Origin of the sequence: Prevotella sp. P5-64, assembly GCF_002251285.1 — a bacterium.
Classification (GTDB): Bacteria; Bacteroidota; Bacteroidia; order Bacteroidales; family Bacteroidaceae; genus Prevotella.
Window position 1 is genome coordinate 104,219 of record NZ_NPJK01000063.1, and the last position, 17,831, is coordinate 122,049.

General features: G+C 55.5%; 17 protein-coding genes and 1 tRNA gene. 14 read left to right on the forward strand and 4 right to left on the reverse strand.

The features are described from left to right. Positions 1-2 precede the first annotated feature (2 nt). Genes CIK87_RS11480 through CIK87_RS11495 form a run of 4 tightly spaced genes read left to right on the forward strand, consistent with a single transcriptional unit; the run spans position 3 to position 4,090 of the window. Positions 3-806, forward strand: coding sequence for a cell division protein FtsQ (locus tag CIK87_RS11480; protein ID WP_371327122.1), 804 nt, complete (start codon positions 3-5; stop codon positions 804-806). Between the two features lie 13 nt (positions 807-819). Further along, complete coding sequence (gene ftsA / locus CIK87_RS11485) at positions 820-2,241, forward strand: cell division protein FtsA (RefSeq protein WP_094387283.1); 1,422 nt, start codon at positions 820-822, stop codon at positions 2,239-2,241. 37 nt (positions 2,242-2,278) lie between these two features. Continuing rightward, positions 2,279-3,622: a cell division protein FtsZ gene (ftsZ, locus tag CIK87_RS11490; protein WP_254046552.1), complete on the forward strand. Its 1,344-nt coding sequence runs from the start codon at positions 2,279-2,281 to the stop codon at positions 3,620-3,622. Between the two features lie 18 nt (positions 3,623-3,640). Continuing rightward, positions 3,641-4,090: a GatB/YqeY domain-containing protein gene (locus tag CIK87_RS11495; protein ID WP_022310661.1), complete on the forward strand. Its 450-nt coding sequence runs from the start codon at positions 3,641-3,643 to the stop codon at positions 4,088-4,090. A gap of 76 nt (positions 4,091-4,166) precedes the next feature. Here CIK87_RS11495 and CIK87_RS11500 read toward each other — a convergent pair whose 3' ends face one another. After that, complete coding sequence (locus CIK87_RS11500; RefSeq protein WP_094387285.1) at positions 4,167-4,889, reverse strand: DNA repair protein RecO; 723 nt, start codon at positions 4,887-4,889, stop codon at positions 4,167-4,169. A gap of 104 nt (positions 4,890-4,993) precedes the next feature. Here CIK87_RS11500 and CIK87_RS14420 point away from each other — a divergent pair. Next, positions 4,994-5,065: transfer RNA gene (locus CIK87_RS14420), tRNA-Glu, on the forward strand. A gap of 28 nt (positions 5,066-5,093) precedes the next feature. Continuing rightward, positions 5,094-5,348 (forward strand): 30S ribosomal protein S20, encoded by a 255-nt coding sequence (gene rpsT, locus CIK87_RS11505; protein ID WP_022310659.1) that lies wholly within the window; start codon positions 5,094-5,096, stop codon positions 5,346-5,348. A 166-nt stretch (positions 5,349-5,514) separates the two neighbouring features. Here rpsT and CIK87_RS14570 read toward each other — a convergent pair whose 3' ends face one another. Continuing rightward, positions 5,515-5,742 carry a hypothetical protein gene (locus tag CIK87_RS14570; RefSeq protein WP_144008205.1) on the reverse strand — a complete coding sequence of 76 codons (228 nt, stop codon included), beginning with the start codon at positions 5,740-5,742 and terminating at the stop codon, positions 5,515-5,517. Between the two features lie 307 nt (positions 5,743-6,049). Here CIK87_RS14570 and gyrB point away from each other — a divergent pair, with 307 nt between their 5' ends. From gyrB to CIK87_RS11525, 3 genes are all read left to right on the forward strand, one after another. Then, positions 6,050-8,020 (forward strand): DNA topoisomerase (ATP-hydrolyzing) subunit B, encoded by a 1,971-nt coding sequence (gene gyrB, locus CIK87_RS11515; RefSeq protein WP_094387287.1) that lies wholly within the window; start codon positions 6,050-6,052, stop codon positions 8,018-8,020. A 166-nt stretch (positions 8,021-8,186) separates the two neighbouring features. Beyond that, on the forward strand, positions 8,187-9,269 hold the full coding sequence (locus CIK87_RS11520) for a hypothetical protein (RefSeq protein ID WP_094387288.1): 1,083 nt from the start codon (positions 8,187-8,189) through the stop codon (positions 9,267-9,269). A gap of 4 nt (positions 9,270-9,273) precedes the next feature. Then, positions 9,274-10,161, forward strand: a complete 888-nt coding sequence (locus CIK87_RS11525; protein WP_022310655.1) for a helix-turn-helix domain-containing protein — start codon at positions 9,274-9,276, stop codon at positions 10,159-10,161. 105 nt (positions 10,162-10,266) lie between these two features. Here the strand turns inward: CIK87_RS11525 and CIK87_RS11530 are convergent, their stop codons facing one another. Continuing rightward, a complete protein-coding gene (locus CIK87_RS11530; protein ID WP_094387289.1) occupies positions 10,267-10,863 on the reverse strand; it encodes a DUF3109 family protein in 597 nt (198 codons plus the stop codon). A 4-nt stretch (positions 10,864-10,867) separates the two neighbouring features. Continuing rightward, complete coding sequence (ung, locus tag CIK87_RS11535) at positions 10,868-11,533, reverse strand: uracil-DNA glycosylase (protein WP_022310653.1); 666 nt, start codon at positions 11,531-11,533, stop codon at positions 10,868-10,870. A gap of 24 nt (positions 11,534-11,557) precedes the next feature. Between ung and CIK87_RS14100 the strand changes: the two genes are divergently transcribed. The 5 genes from CIK87_RS14100 to CIK87_RS11565 all read left to right on the forward strand — a co-directional run bounded on the left by CIK87_RS14100 (position 11,558) and on the right by CIK87_RS11565 (position 17,819). After that, on the forward strand, positions 11,558-11,803 hold the full coding sequence (locus CIK87_RS14100) for a hypothetical protein (protein WP_144008206.1): 246 nt from the start codon (positions 11,558-11,560) through the stop codon (positions 11,801-11,803). A 22-nt stretch (positions 11,804-11,825) separates the two neighbouring features. After that, positions 11,826-13,172, forward strand: coding sequence for an SH3 domain-containing protein (locus CIK87_RS11545; protein ID WP_094387291.1), 1,347 nt, complete (start codon positions 11,826-11,828; stop codon positions 13,170-13,172). Positions 13,173-13,263: 91 nt separating this feature from the next. Continuing rightward, positions 13,264-13,731 carry a nucleoside-diphosphate kinase gene (gene ndk, locus CIK87_RS11550; protein ID WP_022310651.1) on the forward strand — a complete coding sequence of 156 codons (468 nt, stop codon included), beginning with the start codon at positions 13,264-13,266 and terminating at the stop codon, positions 13,729-13,731. 298 nt (positions 13,732-14,029) lie between these two features. Next, positions 14,030-16,579, forward strand: coding sequence for a zinc-dependent metalloprotease (locus CIK87_RS11560; RefSeq protein WP_254046553.1), 2,550 nt, complete (start codon positions 14,030-14,032; stop codon positions 16,577-16,579). A gap of 10 nt (positions 16,580-16,589) precedes the next feature. Next, entirely contained in the window at positions 16,590-17,819 is a 1,230-nt protein-coding gene (locus CIK87_RS11565; RefSeq protein WP_094387293.1) for a nucleoside recognition domain-containing protein, read from the forward strand. Positions 17,820-17,831: the final 12 nt, after the last annotated feature.

Sequence of the window (17,831 nt, forward strand, 5' to 3'; positions counted from 1 at the left end):
GAGTGGCAAGACTACGATTCAACTGGAAAAGAGGACTCCTCATCATGGTAGATATCGCCTTGGGCGTGTATCTGTTCATGGCCTTCACCGCGTTCAACAAGTTTGACGACAAGGGACGCAGGTGTACCAAGGTCAATATACAGATTACCGACTCCAAGACCGACGGCTTCATAGGCAGCGACGAAATCAAGGCCCGACTGAAGAAGCAGGGCCTATTTCCGCTGGGAAAGCCCATCGCCCAGATTAGGACACGACAGATAGAGGAAAGCCTCATGGCGAGCCCGTTTGTCAAGACCGCCGAGTGCTACATCACTCAGGACGGACAGGTCAACATAGCCTACAGCCAGTTGATGCCTATCGTGAGAGTCAAGGCCAACAACGGCACCGACTACTACATCGACGACAAGTGCAGCATCATGCCCAACTCCCACTACACCAGCGACCTCATCATCGCCACGGGCAACATCAACCAGTGGTATGCCCGCAACTACATTGCCTATCTTGTCCAGACGCTCATGGCGAGCGACTTCTGGAAGAACCAGATAGTACAAATCAACGTCCTCAGCGACCTCGGCATCGAGCTCGTGCCCAGAGTGGGCAACCATATTATATATATAGGTCAGCTGCCCGAGGCCAAGACACCACGAGAACGACAGAAGCAGATAGCTGACTTCACCCGTCACAAGATGGACCGTCTCAAGAAATTCTACCAGTACGGACTCTCCCAGGCAGGATGGAACCGCTACTCGTACATCAATCTCGAATTTGACAACCAGATTATCTGCAAGAAAAGTAAACAAGAATAAAACAATATAACGTATGGCAAAGGAATTTATAATCGCTATCGAACTGGGCTCGTCCAAGATTACAGGCGTGGCCGGAAAGAAGAACCTTGATGGCAGCATCAGCATCCTCGCCGTAGCGCAAGAAGACTCTTCGGCATGCATCCGCAAGGGAGTAGTCTATAACCACGACCGCACGGTACAGTGTCTGACCAACATCGTCAACAAACTTGAACACTCGCTCAAGTCTAAGATAGCAGGCGTGTATGTATGCGGAGGAGGACAGTCGATACGCAGCGTAAAGAATGTGATTGTCAAAGACCTGGAAGAGGGAGCCATCGTGCGCCAGGACATGATAGACGAACTCATGGACGCCAACCGCAGCATGGATTATCCCGAACAGGAGATTATCGATGCCATCACTCAGGAATACAAGGTTGACAACCAGCTCCAGCTTGACCCCGCAGGCATACAGTGCAAGCATCTGGAAGGCAATTTCCTTAACATATTGTGGCGCAAGAAGTTCTACTACGCCTGCAACGAGTGCTTCAAGAGCGCCGGCATCAACATCGTCGAGATGTATCTCGCACCGCTGGTGCTCGCCGACAGCGTGCTCACCGAGTCGGAGAAGCGCAGCGGATGTATGCTCGTAGACCTGGGCGCCGAGACCACCACCGTGTCGGTATACTACAAGAACATCCTGCGCCATATCGCCGTCATACCACTGGGCAGCAACAATATCACCAAGGACATCGCCTCGCTCCAGATAGACGAGGAAAGGGCTGAAGAGATGAAGCTCGAGTATGGTTGCGCATATACCAACAACGCTGACATCGACAACACGCTCGAACTCGCCGTGGGCGACGGACGCAAGATCGAGAGCCGCCGCTTCATAGAGATTGTAGAGTCGCGCATGGAGGAAATCATCCGCAACGTGTGGTACCAGATGCCCAACGAGTTTTCCGACAAGATGCTGGGCGGCATCATCCTCACCGGCGGCGGTTCCAACATGCGCAACATCGTCGAGGCTTTCCATACCTTCACCCCCATCGAGAAAATTAGAGTTGCCAAGTTTGTCAACGGTGTCATCAATGCCAACCAGCCCGAAATCACCGCTCACGACGGCCGCATGAACACTGTACTGGGACTGCTCGAGCGCGGCAACGAAAACTGCGCCGGCAAAGACTTCAATGACTCGCTCTTCGCCCCTGAAGACGAGGGTTACACCACTACAGAGAAGCCCAAGGAACCCCACCAGCCAGGCAAGGGCATCATACAGACGCCCGAAGAGAAGGCCGCTGCCGAAGAGGCTAAGCGCAAGAAGGAAGAGGAGGAAGAACTGAAGCGGCAGAGAGAGGCTGAAGAGGAACGCAAGAAGGAGCGCGAGAACAGTTTCTGGCACCGCAACAAGGCTAAGCTCAAGAACTTCTTCTCACAGATTATCACAGAGGAAGAATAAGCAATCGTAATTCACACCACAATCAAGCATGACTATCATGGATAAAGACAACAATACAACCAACGGCACCCTGCCTATCTTTGAAGTTCCCGAGAAGGTCAACATCATCAAGGTCATCGGCGTGGGCGGTGGTGGCGGCAATGCCGTAAACCACATGTACAGAGAGGGCATACACGACGTGAGCTTCGTGCTGTGCAACACCGACGCACAGGCGCTCAACGCTTCGCCCGTACCCGTACACATCCAGCTTGGCAAGGAAGGACTCGGCGCGGGCAACGTGCCCGAGAAGGCGCGTGAAGCCGCAGAAGAAACCCTGGACGACATCAAGGCCATGCTCGACGACGGCACCAAGATGACATTCATCACCGCCGGAATGGGCGGAGGTACCGGCACCGGAGCAGCACCCGTCATAGCAAAGGCGAGCAAGGACATGGGCATCCTCACTGTGGGCATTGTCACCATACCCTTTTTATGGGAAGGCGAAAAGAAAATCAATAAAGCCCTCGACGGTGTAGAGGAACTGGCAAAGAACGTAGACGCACTGCTGGTCATCAACAATGAGCGTCTGCGCGAGGTATATGCAGACCTGTCGGTGCTCAACGCCTTCGGAAAGGCCGATGACACGCTGAGCGTGGCTGCCAAGAGCATCGCCGAAATCATTACCAGCCGAGGCATCGTCAACCTCGACTTCAACGACGTGCGCACCGTGCTCGAAGACGGCGGCGTGGCCATCATGAGTACCGGTTACGGCGAGGGCGAGGGCCGACTGCGCAAAGCCATCGAGAGCGCGCTTCACTCGCCGCTACTCAACAACAACGACATCTACAATTCCAAGAAGATTCTGCTCAGTATCACCTTCGCCGCAGACAAAGCCAATAACGAGGGACTGCGTATGGAGGAGATGAACGAAGTCAATGAGTTCATGTCGCACTTCAACTGTGACTATCAGTCCAAGTGGGGCATATTCCTCGACCCCAATCTGGGTGAGAAGGTCAAGGTTACCATCCTCGCCACCGGTTTCGGCATCAAGAATATCGACGGCATGCAGGAACACCAGACCAAGAAATACACCCAGGAAGAGGCAGACAATATGGCCAAGAAAGCCGAAGCCGACGCCCAGAAGAAGGCACGCATGGGCGTGTACTACGGCAGCGGCGAGAAGACCATGGAGTACAAGCGCCGTCCACACATCTTCCTCTTTTCGCCCGAATACCTTGACAACGAGGACGTGATACTCGCCATCGAGAACACGCCCACCTACAAGCGCTCCAAGAACATGATAGACGAGATAACCCGTCAGGCATCGGGACACACCGAGAGCAAACCTGCCGATGACGGCGGCAACGACGGCACTGCCAACTCCATCATTTCATTCGTATAACCATTGAAACTAAACATTATGGATTTGTTTGAACAAGTAAGCAACGATATCAAGGAAGCCATGAAGGCCCGCGACAAGGTGCGCCTCATGACCCTCCGCAACATCAAGAAAGTATTTCTCGAGGCCAAGACCGCCCCGGGAGCCAACGACACGCTCGACGATGCCGCCGCGCTCAAGATACTGCAGAAGCTGGCCAAGCAGGGCCGCGAGACAGCAGCCACCTACACAGCCAACGGCCGTGCCGACCTGGCAGAAGAAGAGTTGGCCCAGGCCGCCGTCATCGAGAGCTATCTGCCCAAGCAGCTCAGCACCACAGAGATAGAAGAGATAGTCAAGGGCATCATAGCCGAGACCGGAGCCTCATCGATGAAGGATATGGGGCGCGTCATGGGCATCGCCACCAAGCAGTTGGCAGGCAAGGCCGACGGCGGAGCAGTTTCGCAGATTGTAAAGCGACTGCTGGCATAGGCAGCCGTTACACCTTATTATATATATAGCATCCCGACACGTTATGGACAACTGGCCATAGCGTGTCGGGATGCTTCTATTGGAACAGTTGGCGCAGAATGGCCACCGACTTGAGCTCGGGGAAAGAGGGCAGATGCAGACGGTAATAGTCCATCAGAGCGTCGAGACAGCAGTTGCGCTCGTCGCGGTTCATGGGCATCGCAACACCTTCAAAACCACCGCGAAGGAAGAGAGCTATACGCCGCGCCACCTCGGGCTGAGCCACATCCTGATGGGCAGGGCGAAGCAGAGTGAAGCATCCCTCGCGCAGGTCGAGCCAGCTGCCGGCGGCATAGGTTTCCTCGTCGGGCGCAATGCCCACCAGGCGCGTGAGCATGGTCATAAACACGAGGTGGAAGTTGGCAGTATGCTCGCCATCGAGCTCCAACACATCTATCGAAGCGTCAACAAACTCAAAGAGTTGCCGGTTTTCGTGCTCGTGGCGGGCTACGGTGGTGAGCAGTTCGACCACAAACAGCGCTACGGGCAGCTTGACCGCATCTTCGTACATGTAGGTGGCCATCGTGCTGAACCTTACATCCGTCAGGAGTTGCAACCGGCGGTTGGGTCGCATGTCATAGGCTATCTCCAACCTCGAAAGCGGGATAAAATACTGCCGCTTCAACTTGCCGCGCTTGGTCGCCGGAACCGTCACCGCAAACGACTGGTAGCCGTAGTCTGCCGTGAACATCTCCACCACCATCTTGCGGTCAGCATAGGGATTGGTTTTGAGTACTATTGCGTTTGTTTTGACCATCATAGACTACAAAAGTAATAAAAAACAGCCTTTTATAGAAAATTCTTTGAAGAAAATTTGCACATTTCGTTAAAAGTATCTACCTTTGCATCCGCTAATAGACAGATGGTCCCTTCGTCTATCGGTTAGGACGAGAGATTTTCATTCTCTAAAGAGGAGTTCGACTCTCCTAGGGACTACAAATAATAAAAAAGAAAGTATAATAAGATGGCAAATCACAAATCATCACTGAAGAGAATTCGTCAGACAAAGACAAAGACTTTGCACAACAAATATTATGCAAAGACTATGCGCAACGCCGTACGTAAGTTGCGCGCAATGACAGACAAGGAAGAGGCTGTTAAGCTGTACCCCGTAGTACAGGCCATGTTGGACAAGCTCACAAAGACCAACATCATCCACAAGAACAAGGCTGCAAACCTGAAGTCAAGCCTCGCTCTCCACATCAGCAAGCTGGGATAATTCACAAAACAATATATCCTACCCCAAAGAGACCACTACCACAAGTAGTGGTCTCTTTGGTTATATGCCTCGAGGGCAGAGAGCGGCACGCTGTCGTCGGCGACAGAGCAAAATCAGATCGCCTACAACGCACTGATTTGCAATCGCGCAGACCGTCATCATCAGTTCAGGACACAGATAGTAAACCAGCAGTCGCATTCCCCACAGCGGCAATGATGACGGAGCAGACCAATAAGTTGAGAGCAAAGCCGGAAATGACTATTGCAAAGTTGGAAATACTCACGGCAAACCCTGAAATAACCGATGCAAACCTTGAGAAGAACTTTACCGCCACAGAGATGACTATGACGGCAAGGGTGATGGTTTCGGTCATACGCACAATGGTTTCGGTCATACGCACAATGGCCGGGACGGAGCACGCGGGCGTCGCCACGCTGGTGCACCACACCAGCACTGTTACAGCCTGCGGACGCGAGCCTATGCGACTGCGCCTCAACAAGGCGAAAGCGGGTGCCGCAAAGCCCCACACACCGCATACGACAGCCTCTGCAGAGGCAGACTGGGTGCGCAAACAGTTAAACTTTTATAACGTCGGGCCAAAGGGAGTTTCTGATGGAAACAGAGGTCAAAATAACGGGGCAAATGTTTCGCTATGTCAATGAATTTTACTATCTTTGCAATCAAACTTGTACCATACTGAAATGGAAGATAATCATAACATAGAAAGCAACTATTCGGCGAGTAACATTCAGGTACTCGAAGGCTTGGAGGCAGTGCGCAAGCGCCCTGCCATGTACATCGGCGATATTAGCGAAAAGGGTCTGCATCACCTGATTAACGAGACGGTAGACAACTCTATCGACGAGGCGATGGCAGGCTACTGCACAGATATAGAAGTGACCATCAACGAGGACAACTCGGTAACGGTGGAAGACAACGGCCGCGGTATCCCCGTGGATATGCATGAGAAACTGCACAAATCGGCTCTGGAGGTGGTTATGACCGTGCTCCACGCCGGTGGTAAGTTTGACAAGGGTTCGTATAAGGTCAGCGGTGGTCTCCACGGTGTGGGCGTAAGCTGTGTCAACGCCCTGTCAAGCCACATGATGTCGCAGGTGTTCCGCAACGGCAAAATCTACCAGCAGGAATATGAGAAGGGCAAGCCTCTCTACCCCGTCAAGGTAGTGGGCGAGACCGACAAGCGCGGTACACGCCAGCAGTTCTGGCCCGATGGCAGCATCTTCACCACCACCACATTCCAGTGGGACATCGTGGCTCGTCGTATGCGCGAGCTGGCATTCCTCAACGCCGGCATCCGCATCACCCTCACCGATGCGCGCCCCGACGCCGAGGGCAAGACCCGTCAGGAGGTCTTCCATGCCAAGGACGGTCTGAAGGAGTTTGTGCGCTACGTAGACCGTCACCGCGCCCACCTCTTCGACGATGTTATCTATCTCAAGACCGAGAAGCAGGGCATCCCTATCGAGGTGGCTATCATGTACAACACCGACTATTCGGAGAACATCCACTCTTACGTCAACAATATCAACACCATAGAGGGCGGTACCCACCTCACCGGTTTCCGTACGGCTCTCACCCGTGTGCTCAAGGCTTATGCCGACAACGAGCCCACCATCTCCAAGCAGATTGAAAAGGCCAAGATAGAGATTGCCGGCGAAGACTTCCGCGAGGGACTTACCGCCGTGATTTCCATCAAGGTAGCCGAGCCACAGTTTGAGGGTCAGACCAAGACCAAGCTGGGCAACTCTGAGGTGGCTGGTGCCGTGCAGCAGGCTGTGGGAGAAGCGCTCAACGACTATCTCGAAGAGCATCCCGTCGAGGCCAAGCGCATCTGCGAGAAGGTGGTACTGGCTGCCACCGCACGTATCGCCGCCCGCAAGGCCCGCGAAAGCGTGCAGCGCAAGAACGTGATGAGCGGCGGCGGTCTGCCCGGCAAGTTGGCCGACTGCTCCAATAAGGACCCCAAGGAGTGTGAGATATTCCTCGTCGAGGGTGACTCCGCCGGTGGTTCTGCCAAGCAGGGCCGCGACCGTTTCCGCCAGGCCATCCTGCCGCTGAGAGGTAAAATCCTCAACGTAGAGAAAGTGCAGTGGCACCGTGTCTTTGAGGCCGAGTCGGTAATGAACATCATCCAGAGTATCGGCGTGCGTTTCGGCGTCGAAGGCGAGGACGACCGCGAGGCCAACATCGACAAGCTGCGCTACGACAAGATTATCATCATGACCGATGCCGATGTCGATGGTTCTCACATCGACACCCTCATCATGACGCTCTTCTACCGCTTCATGCCCAAGGTCATCGAAGACGGCCACCTGTATATCGCCACGCCTCCCCTGTACCGTTGCTCGTACAAGGACAAGAGCGAATACTGTTATACCGAACAACAACGCCTACAGTTTATCGAGAAATATGCTGGCGGAAACGATTCCGACAAAGCCCTTCACACCCAGCGTTACAAGGGTCTTGGTGAGATGAACCCCGAGCAGCTGTGGGAAACCACTATGAATCCTGAAAGTCGATTGCTCAAACAAGTGACTATAGAGAATGCCGCCGACGCCGACGAAATCTTCTCTATGCTTATGGGCGATGACGTAGAACCACGCCGTATCTTCATCGAAGAGAACGCTACCTACGCCAATATCGACGCTTAAACAAAATGTCAATTACCTAAAAAAGGCACGCCTCTTATGACAAGAGGTGTGCCTTCTTTTTTGCTGGTCACGACGATGGCTATATCCGCCACGAAGATAGTGGTATCGTTGATTTTTCCTCATTTTCACTTGGTAACGCCAATAAAAAGTACTAATTTTGCAACTGATGGCCAAAACTGCAATACAAGAGATGATTATGGTGCTGATGGGCTTGCTCGTCATCGGCATGACGACCGCCAGCGCCCAGACCGCCAGCCTTGGCCCTGGAGAGATAAGCTGCACCACAGCCGACTCGCTCTCCGACATCTGGTTCCGCCACACCTATATCACGCAGCGCCGCCCCATCAGCGCCACGCTCAGCGTCACCGCCCGTGGCAGATACAGATTGTATGTCAATGAGTCTAATGTCACCCCGCCCCTCCCGACCGACAACTGTCATCACCCCGTCACCATCGATATCGACGTCAGCGGCTACCTGCGTTCCGACTCCAACACGGTGGCCATCCTCTATCACCCGGTTGATCCCCACGACCACCAGATAGCCGTCTGTTATTATGGAGTGGGGCGCGACGGTCGCCCCTTTGGTCACAACGCCGACGGAGGATGGCTCTGCCGGCCTGTAGATGAAGGTTCGGGCGACGGAATTGACCGCGGCTACACGCAGACGGTATCGACCGCATGCTGGACACCAGTCTCGGCGCCAGGGAGGTTAGAGATAGAAGGAACGAAGGCTGCATCGGAACCACGGAGGGTAGAGATAGAAGAAGCGAAGGCTGCTTCAGCACCACGGAGGGTGGAGATAGACGGACGGACGGCTGACTCGGAAATTCGGACGGCTGCTTCGGAACTTCGGAAGACTGACTCGGCACTGCGAAGGGTATCGACGGAGATGGGGGTGTGGCCCTTGGCTACGCTGCTGCCTGTCCGGGTAAATCGCGTGACGAGAGTCACTGCGCCGCGATATTCGGAGCGGACGCCGGAGGGCATTGCCTACGAGTTTGTCACTGGCTTCTACGGCTTTGTGAGGCTCACGCTGCGCGGAGCGAAGAAGGGTGAGACCATTATCATCGGCGGGCGCAAGTATACCTGCAACGGCGAGACCGACGAGCAGATTACCACAGCCTTCGAGCCTACCTACCACCGACGGGTGATTGTCAGCGGAGACAGTGCGTTTGACGCCAGCCAAGTGCAGCGCGTCGACGGCGTAAGCCTCATGACGACAACAACTTACAATGCATATCCATACTAAAGCAATGATAAAATACAAGAACAAGGAAATCTACGAGGTAACCATAGCCTCAACGCTTAGCCAATATAAAGGAAGCCACATAGACAACGACATCGTCTTGTTTGACGATCTGGCCAAAATTCCCTTTCCCGACCGCACGCGCCGCATGCAGTGCATGATGGCTGCGCTCTGTCTGAACGGCAGAGCCACCTACCGGCTTGACACCATAGAACACACCGTGGAGCGCAACGACGTCATCATCATCACCAACGGCATGGTGGTCGACAACTGTTCGTTCAGCGAAGATTTCAGCGGCATAGGATTTATCATCTCGCCCAATTTCTTCAGCGACATCGCCAAAGATGTACACGAGATTTCATCGCTTTTCCTCTTTGCGCGTAGCAACCCGGTCTCGACGCTGAGCATGAAGGAGGCCGACACTTTCTGCGATTACTACAAGATGCTCAAGAGCAAGATAGACTGCGTGGGGCATCATTTCCGCCGCGATGTGGCCCGCATGACCATCGCCACGATGATATATGACCTGGGCAATACCATCTACCAGATCATGAACAGGGACAACAGGAAAAAGAACCGTGCAGAGACGATTTTTACCGATTTCATCGCACTTATAGAGAAGAACTTCCGCACCGAACGCCGTGTGAGTTGGTACGGCCGACAGCTGTGTATCACCCCAAAATATCTGTCGGAGTGCATCAAGCAGGTAAGCCAGCGCACCCCCAACGAGTGGATAGACAACTATGTGGTTATGGAGCTGCGCGTGCAAATCAAGAACTCGCGCAAGAGCATCAAGCAGATAGCGATGGACATGAACTTCCCCAGCCAGAGCTTTATGGGGAAATACTTCAAGGAGCACGTGGGCATGTCGCCGACCGAATACAGAAGGTCGTAGTCTGTCGGCAGCAAGCCCCGAGGCAACATGATGTCGGGAGCCAGCATCATGACGGCAAGCGGAGGCACAGCCATCACGCCCTCGTTTCCTACCATTGCCGAGGCATCAAATCATGCCTAAAGCCCGAAGCTCGTCGGCCACCTGGCACAGCTCCTGATACCACTCCTTGCCGAAGCGGCGCACAAGCGGACCCTCGAGAAAGCGGTAGAGAGGCAAGTCGAGTTCGCGGCCTTTCTCTACAGCACACTGGCAGATGCGCCAACGATGATAGTTGAGCCCCACCGAACCATCGGGAAATGTCTTTTCGCGAATGGGATAGAGCGCACAGGAGATGGGCTTGACAAAGGGGCAGCGGCCCTGACGATGCGCGCGCTCAAGGGCACAGAGACAGGTGTCGCCCTCATAGCATGTAAACACACAGTCCTTACCTCCGACAATGCTTGTGACCAGGTCGCCGTCGCGGTCGGCATAAGCCACACCCTGGCGGTCTAAGACAGCCTGCGCCGAAGCCGAGAGGTCATTCCATACCACATCGAGCGAAGCCTCCAAATCGCCGATTTCATCGAGGGTTACCGGCGCGCCAGCGTCGCCTTCGATGCAGCATGCGCCCTTGCACACGTCAAGGTCGCAGCAGAACTTTACCGTGAAAATATCGGGCGAAACAAATACGTTTCCTATCTGTAAAATATGCAGTTCATTCATGTTCTTACCAGTTGATGGGGCCCATGCCGTGCCCGGCGAGATATTCATTGCAGCGCGAGAAGTGATGGTTGCCAAACCATCCACCCCGGTTGGCAGAGAGGGGTGAGGGATGCACCGACTCGAGCACCAGATGACGGCTGCGGTCGATGAGCGACGCCTTGGAGCGCGCATAGCCACCCCAGAGGATGAAGACCAGATGGTCGCGACCCTCGCTAAGCCTGCTGATGGCAGCGTCGGTAAACCTCTCCCACCCATGGCGCTGGTGGCTGCCAGCCTGGTGGGCCCTCACGGTGAGCGTGGCGTTGAGCAGCAGCACTCCCTGCTCAGCCCAACGCGTCAGGTTACCGCTCTGGGGCACTCCGATGCCGAGGTCACCCTGTATCTCCTTGAAGATGTTCTGCAGCGACGGCGGCATGGCTACTCCGTCGGGCACCGAGAAGCTGAGCCCCATAGCCTGACCCGCCTCGTGATAGGGGTCCTGCCCGATGATGACCACCTTGACGCTGTCGAAAGGACAGAGATTGAAGGCGTTGAAGATAAGTCTGCCGGGAGGATAGCAGGTCGTGGTGGCATACTCGTGCCTTACGAAATCGGTGAGCTGGGAGAAATAAGGCTGGGCAAACTCATTGCCGAGCCGCTCAGCCCAACTGTCGTTGATTTTTACGTTCATGGAAGCGCGCTATATTATATAATAATGTGCAAAATTACTGCAAAAGGATGTAACTATAGCCATTTGCTCCCACTTTTTTTCACTATTTTCCACCCACCCCGCCACCATCTCTCCGATGGCGGCAATGACGGGGATGGCGCTTTCTATCGTCTTTGTTATCCCAAAAGTCAGAAAAAGCCGCAGCGCGATGCAAAAAAACGCGGTTATGCACAAGGCGTTTGGCAAAATAATCGTATTTTTGCATGTCTATACTTACTTGACAAGAGATAATCACCTAATAGCTACATCGTTTATGATGCACAAGAAGACGTTATGGCTCACCCTCTGCCTGCTATGGCTCTCCGCCCTGGCGGCGATGGGCTCTCCGCGCGCAATCTATGTCACCACCAGCGACCTTAACATGCGTATGCAGCCATCGCCCAACGCCTACAAGCGCGGGGTGGCTCCGCGTGGCACCGAGCTGCTCGTGGTCGAATGGGGAGACGACTGGTCCAAGGTCATCTTCGAGGGCGACACCGCCTATGCCGCCAGCCGCTATCTGTCGTATGTCAAAGACGAGCCCGTGGCTACCTCCAAGCCCAAGAAGCGGCGCAGCTCGTTCTCGCTGTTCACCCTGATAGGATGGGCCTTCAAGTTGGCGCTCATCCTCATCGTCCTCTACATCATATCCAAGGTCCTCTTCTACGGGTTTGCCTTCTACTACTTCATCATGCAGTGGATATACCGCATTACGAGCATCCCCTTCCTCATCACCAACTGGCTCCAGCGCTGGCTCTCCAAGCCCTGGCGCGCGCTCTATAAGGAGAACTCGGGCAACGACCGTCGCAACGATGAGTTGGAAGGCTATCTGTTGCTGGCCAAGATACCGCTGTACATACTGCTCACGCCGATAAGACTGGTCAACGCCATCTACTTCAACCTCTTCGCCCACTGCACCTTCGAGATGTTCAACTATGTGCTCGAGGTCTTTGTGCCGAGCAGCGACAAGGAGGGCACCGACGATGCTATAGACTGGGCGCTGTGGCTGCCGTGGCGCATCATCAAGTACCCGATATGGCACATGTCGCTCACCGTCATCGAGAGTCTGTTCTGGACCGTCTTCGATACCTTCGTCCCCGCGCTTACCCTCTACCACGGCACCGACGAGACCGCCGCGCTCAACATTGTGATGGCGCCCGGCCGCTGCTGGCACGGCAACCGCATGTCGGGCATCTGGAACGTGGGCGCCGGCAACTTTGCCGGCAACGGCATCTACTTCGCCCCCGTGCGCAGCACCGCCACCCACTATTCGGGCGGCTGCATCATCATGTGCCGCGTGAGCCTGGGCAGCGTGCTCGACCTGGGCCTCGCCCCCTATCGCATATACCGCCAGTGTGGCTATGCCAATGCTTTCGACGTGACCCGCTACGGACTGAAGAACGACTACACCACGGGCGAATGGTGGCGCGGCGACCGCGAATGGTGGGAATACTGCATGTACGACTGGCAGAACCGCTACAACGAGAGCTGGCGCATACGCCCTCTCTATGTGCTCGACCTGGCCGACAACACCATCATGCGCATCCCCGGCGGCATGAGCCATTGGCTCTTCCGCAAGATGGTCATCAAGGATTTGTATACGTGGGCATCCAATTTGTAGCCACATCCTTGGGCTATCTCAGAAATTATTCCTACATTTGCAGACAATCAGAACAAAACATATATTACTAACCCTACAACCATTAACGATTATGGCAATAGAAAAGACATTGGTCCTGCTCAAGCCCTGCACCATGCAGCGCGGTCTGGCAGGCGAGATTATCAGTATTTTTGAGAAGAAAGGCTTGCAGATATGCGGCATGAAGATGATGATGCTCACCGACGAGCTGCTCTCCGAGCACTACAGCCATCTCAGCGAGAAGCCCTTCTTCCAGCGCGTCAAGGACGCCATGATGACAGCCCCCGTGGTGGCCATGTGCCTCAAGGGTGTCGACGCCATCGCCGCCGTGCGCGCACTGGCAGGCCCCACCAACGGCCGCAACGCCGCCCCCGGCACCATCCGCGGTTCCTACTGCATGAGTTTCCAGGAGAATATCGTCCACGCATCCGACTCTGCCGAGACCGCAGCCATCGAGCTCAAGCGTTTCTTCCGCGACGAGGAAATCATAGAGTGGGAGCAGTGCTACCACCCCTTCCTCTACGCCAACGACGAGTTCTAACACCCGCCAACTCATCATCCCCACCACGGGAGCAACCATAGCCCCGAAGGTGGCATCAGGATATAGCCCCACGGCCATGCCCGCTGCTATACCTGAAGCCCTCTTCGGGGCTTCTGCGTGTCTGCGCAGTCGCCCCGAGGGCCGCATCGCCGCTCCAATGACGGCAGAACTACGGGCGGAAACAGCGATTTTGACTTTTTTCTTCATGATTGTCATGCTTTTTTCGGTCTGCCCAAGCCGGGTATGGATTATTATTACTAAATTTGCAGTGACAACGAACCAATAAATAAGTATCTATATGGGTAACAAGCTGTTTATCTGCGCTATCGTGATGATGATAGCCGGCGGCATCTATGCCTCGCGCATCACGGGGCTCAACGCTGCGAAGTATCAACAAGTATCTGCCGTGGACGACGACACCCTCAAGGGCAAACCCGTAATCAAGGCCGACACCACCAAGCATGACAACGACACCGTAGCCAAAAAGAAGAAGGACGAGTATGCCGACATCATCAAGAAGGGTGGCACCGTGAAGGAAGGTCTATTCACCGTGCGCCATATCCAGGACAAGTGGTACTTCGAGATACCCGACACGCTCCTGGGCCGCTACTTCATGTGCGTGACGCGCTATACGGCTGTGCCCCAGAACTTCGGCAAGTATGCCGGCGAAGAGGTCAACGAGGCCACCGTCTATTTTGAGAAGCACGACTACAAGACGATGTACATGCGTGCCTACGTGCTCACCCAGCTGGCCGACTCGACCGACCGTATATCCAAGACTCTCCAGGCATCGACCATCGACCCCATCGTGGCGTCGTTCAAGATAATCGGCAAGAGCCCCAAGGGCCGAAGCATGATAGAGATTACCAATTTCTTCAAGAACGACAACAAGCTCACCACCAGCGTAAGATCATCGCTGGGCATGGTCAAGCTCGGCGGAATGATAAGCAGCCGCTCGTATATCGACACCATGAAGGTGTTTCCCATCAACATCGAGGTGGCCACCGTGCGCACCTATGGCGCCACAGCCAACCGCAATGCGCCAGCCAGTCTGACGGGCTCGGTGACTCTGGGCATGAACACGTCGATGGTACTACTGCCCAGCCAGCCTATGCGCAAGCGTCTCTGGGACAAGCGCGTGGGTTACTTTGTCAACAATTTCACCCGTTTCTCTGACACCCAGCACAAGACCCAGCGTGAGTCGTTCATCGCCCGTTACCGTCTGGTGCCGCGCGATGTGAAAGCCTATCGTCAGGGACGGCTGGTAGAACCCGTGAAGCCCATCATATACTACATAGACCCGGCTACGCCCAAGAAGTGGGTGCCCTATCTCATCAAGGGAGTTGAAGACTGGAACGTGGCGTTCGAAGCCGCCGGTTTCAAGAACGCCATCCAGGCCAAGCCGTGGCCCAACGACTCCAACATGAGCGTCGACGACGCCCGCTACTGCGTGATACGCTATCTCCCGGCTGAGATAGAAAATGCCTACGGCCCCCACGTGAGCGACCCGCGCAGCGGAGAAATCATCGAGAGCCACATCTGCTGGTATCACAACGTGATGAGCCTGCTCACCAAGTGGTATATGGTGCAGTGCGGACCGCTCGACAAGCGCGCACAGACCATGACCTTCGACGACAAGCTCATGGGCGAGCTCATACGCTTCGTCTCCTCCCACGAGGTGGGCCACACCCTGGGTCTGCGCCACAACATGGGCGCCAGCCACGCCACTCCCGTAGAGAAACTGCGCGACAAGGCGTGGGTAGAGGCCCACGGCCACACCGCATCCATCATGGACTATGCCCGCTTCAACTACGTGGCTCAGCCCGAAGACAAGATTGGACCCAAGGGACTCTTCCCTCGCATCAACGACTATGACAAGTGGGCCATCAAGTGGGGCTACTCCTACCGCCCTGAGTTCAAGGACGAATATGAAGAGAAAGAGGCGATGATGACCGAGACCTCGCGCTTCCTGGCTGGTCATCCCCGCTGCTGGTTCTCGGGTGAGGGCCGCGACGAAGACCCCCGCTCGCAGACCGAAGACTTGGGCGACGACAACATGAAGGCCAACGAGTATGGCGTGAAGAACCTGAAGCGCGTCATCGCGGGTCTGCCCCAGTGGACTCATCAGGACAACGACCAGTATAGTGACCTGACAGAGGTCTACAAGAGCGTGCGCGACCAGCTGCGCCGATACACAGGCCACGTCATCAAGCACCTGGGCGGCCGATACCTCAACAATATGCCCGGCACCAAGCCCGTAGAGATAGCTCCGGCAGCCATGCCGCTCGAGGCGATAGACTGGGTGGGCCGCAACATCTTCGAGGCTCCGCTGTGGCTGTACCCCGCCACCCTCACCGAAAAGACTGGCATCGACCCGTCGGCCGACATCGCCAACCAGCAGAACATCGTGCTCTCGCGCGCCCTCTCTGCCGACATCATCGTCAAGATATACAACGACTCTTACCTCTCGCCATCGGCACTGAAGCTCGACGCCTACCTCTCGGCGCTGAAGGGCGCGGTGTGGAAGCCTCTGGCTGGCGACAACGGCATGAGCGACAAAATCAGACGCAGTCTGGAGCGCAGCTACCTGAACCGCGTCAACTCGCTGCTCAACCCCAAGGACGACAAGCCTGCACAGTCGTCGCTGATGCAGCTGCTCTTTGCCTCGCGCAGTGGCGCCAGCAACAAGGACTCTGATGCGGTGCTCTACCTCGTCCAGCACCTCGACGACATAGCCCAGTTTGTAGACAGCCAGGAGGCTGGCGCCAAGGGCATCGACAAGCTCCACTATCAGGACCTGCAACGCCAGATCAAGCTCATCCGTGAGCGCCGCACCACTGTCAAATAACGCAAGCGCAATGGTACTCAACTATATCTGGATAGGCTTCATCATCATCGCCTTTGTCATCGCCCTGGCCAAGCTCATCTTCCTGGGCGATGTCACGGTATTTCCGGCGCTCATAGACTCGACCTTCGCCTCGTCCAAGACCGCCTTTGAAATCTCACTGGGCCTCACGGGCGTGCTCTCGCTCTGGTTGGGCATCATGAAGATAGGCGAGCGCGGCGGGGTGGTCAACGTGCTAGCCAGGGCATTGTCCCCGGTGTTCACCCGGCTTTTCCCCGACATCCCCAAGGGTCACCCTGTGACCGGCGCGATATTCATGAACATCGCCGCCAATATGTTGGGACTCGACAATGCCGCCACGCCGCTCGGGCTGAAGGCGATGGAACAGCTGCAGACGCTCAACCCCAACAAGGAGACTGCCACCAACCCCATGATTATGTTCCTGGTGCTCAACACGTCGGGCCTCACGCTCATCCCCATATCCATCATGGTGTATAGGGCGCAGTTGGGCGCCGCCCAGCCCACAGATGTGTTTATCCCCATACTGCTTGCCACCTTCTTCTCGACTGTGGCGGGCATCATCATTACCTCGATATACCAGCGCATCAACCTGCTCAACCGCACCATGCTCCTCACCCTGGGCGGCATGGCTCTGGTGGTGGGTGCCATCATCTGGGGCTTCGGCCAGCTGGACAAGGACCAGATGAACATTGTGAGCACATCGGTGGCCAATATCCTGCTGATGACTATCATTGTGGCATTTGTGCTGGCAGGCATGAAGCACCACATCAATGTCTATGATGCGTTTGTCGAGGGTGCCAAGGAAGGTTTTACCACCGCCGTGCGCATCATACCCTATCTCGTGGCGATACTCGTGGCCATCGGCCTGTTTCGCGCGTCGGGCGCCATGGACATGCTCATCAACGGCGTGGCAACTCTGGTCAAGGCCCTGGGCGGCAACAGCGACTTTGTGGGCGCGCTGCCTACGGCGCTGATGAAGCCGCTTTCCGGCTCGGGAGCCCGAGGTATGATGGTCGACGCCATGACCACCTACGGCGCCGACTCGTTTGTGGGCAGACTGAGCTGCATCTTCCAGGGCTCGACCGACACCACCTTCTACATCCTCGCCGTCTACTTCGGCAGCGTGGGCATCCGCAATATGCGTCATGCCGTGCCATGCGGACTGCTGGCCGACTTCGCCGGAGTCATCGCCGCCATCGGCATCGCTTATTTATTCTTCTAAAACTCTACAGAA

Bases quoted from the DNA above. Each gene is read 5' to 3' on its own strand.
- ftsA (WP_094387283.1), top strand. From the start codon at position 820: ATGGCAAAGGAATTTATAATCGCTATCGAACTGGGCTCGTCCAAGATT.
- ftsZ (WP_254046552.1), top strand. From the start codon at position 2,279: ATGGATAAAGACAACAATACAACCAACGGCACCCTGCCTATCTTTGAA.
- CIK87_RS11495 (WP_022310661.1), top strand. From the start codon at position 3,641: ATGGATTTGTTTGAACAAGTAAGCAACGATATCAAGGAAGCCATGAAG.
- CIK87_RS11500 (WP_094387285.1), bottom strand. From the start codon at position 4,889: ATGATGGTCAAAACAAACGCAATAGTACTCAAAACCAATCCCTATGCT.
- rpsT (WP_022310659.1), top strand. From the start codon at position 5,094: ATGGCAAATCACAAATCATCACTGAAGAGAATTCGTCAGACAAAGACA.
- CIK87_RS14570 (WP_144008205.1), bottom strand. From the start codon at position 5,742: ATGACCGAAACCATTGTGCGTATGACCGAAACCATCACCCTTGCCGTC.
- gyrB (WP_094387287.1), top strand. From the start codon at position 6,050: ATGGAAGATAATCATAACATAGAAAGCAACTATTCGGCGAGTAACATT.
- CIK87_RS11520 (WP_094387288.1), top strand. From the start codon at position 8,187: ATGGCCAAAACTGCAATACAAGAGATGATTATGGTGCTGATGGGCTTG.
- CIK87_RS11525 (WP_022310655.1), top strand. From the start codon at position 9,274: ATGATAAAATACAAGAACAAGGAAATCTACGAGGTAACCATAGCCTCA.
- CIK87_RS11530 (WP_094387289.1), bottom strand. From the start codon at position 10,863: ATGAATGAACTGCATATTTTACAGATAGGAAACGTATTTGTTTCGCCC.
- ung (WP_022310653.1), bottom strand. From the start codon at position 11,533: ATGAACGTAAAAATCAACGACAGTTGGGCTGAGCGGCTCGGCAATGAG.
- CIK87_RS14100 (WP_144008206.1), top strand. From the start codon at position 11,558: ATGTGCAAAATTACTGCAAAAGGATGTAACTATAGCCATTTGCTCCCA.
- CIK87_RS11545 (WP_094387291.1), top strand. From the start codon at position 11,826: ATGATGCACAAGAAGACGTTATGGCTCACCCTCTGCCTGCTATGGCTC.
- ndk (WP_022310651.1), top strand. From the start codon at position 13,264: ATGGCAATAGAAAAGACATTGGTCCTGCTCAAGCCCTGCACCATGCAG.
- CIK87_RS11560 (WP_254046553.1), top strand. From the start codon at position 14,030: ATGGGTAACAAGCTGTTTATCTGCGCTATCGTGATGATGATAGCCGGC.
- CIK87_RS11565 (WP_094387293.1), top strand. From the start codon at position 16,590: ATGGTACTCAACTATATCTGGATAGGCTTCATCATCATCGCCTTTGTC.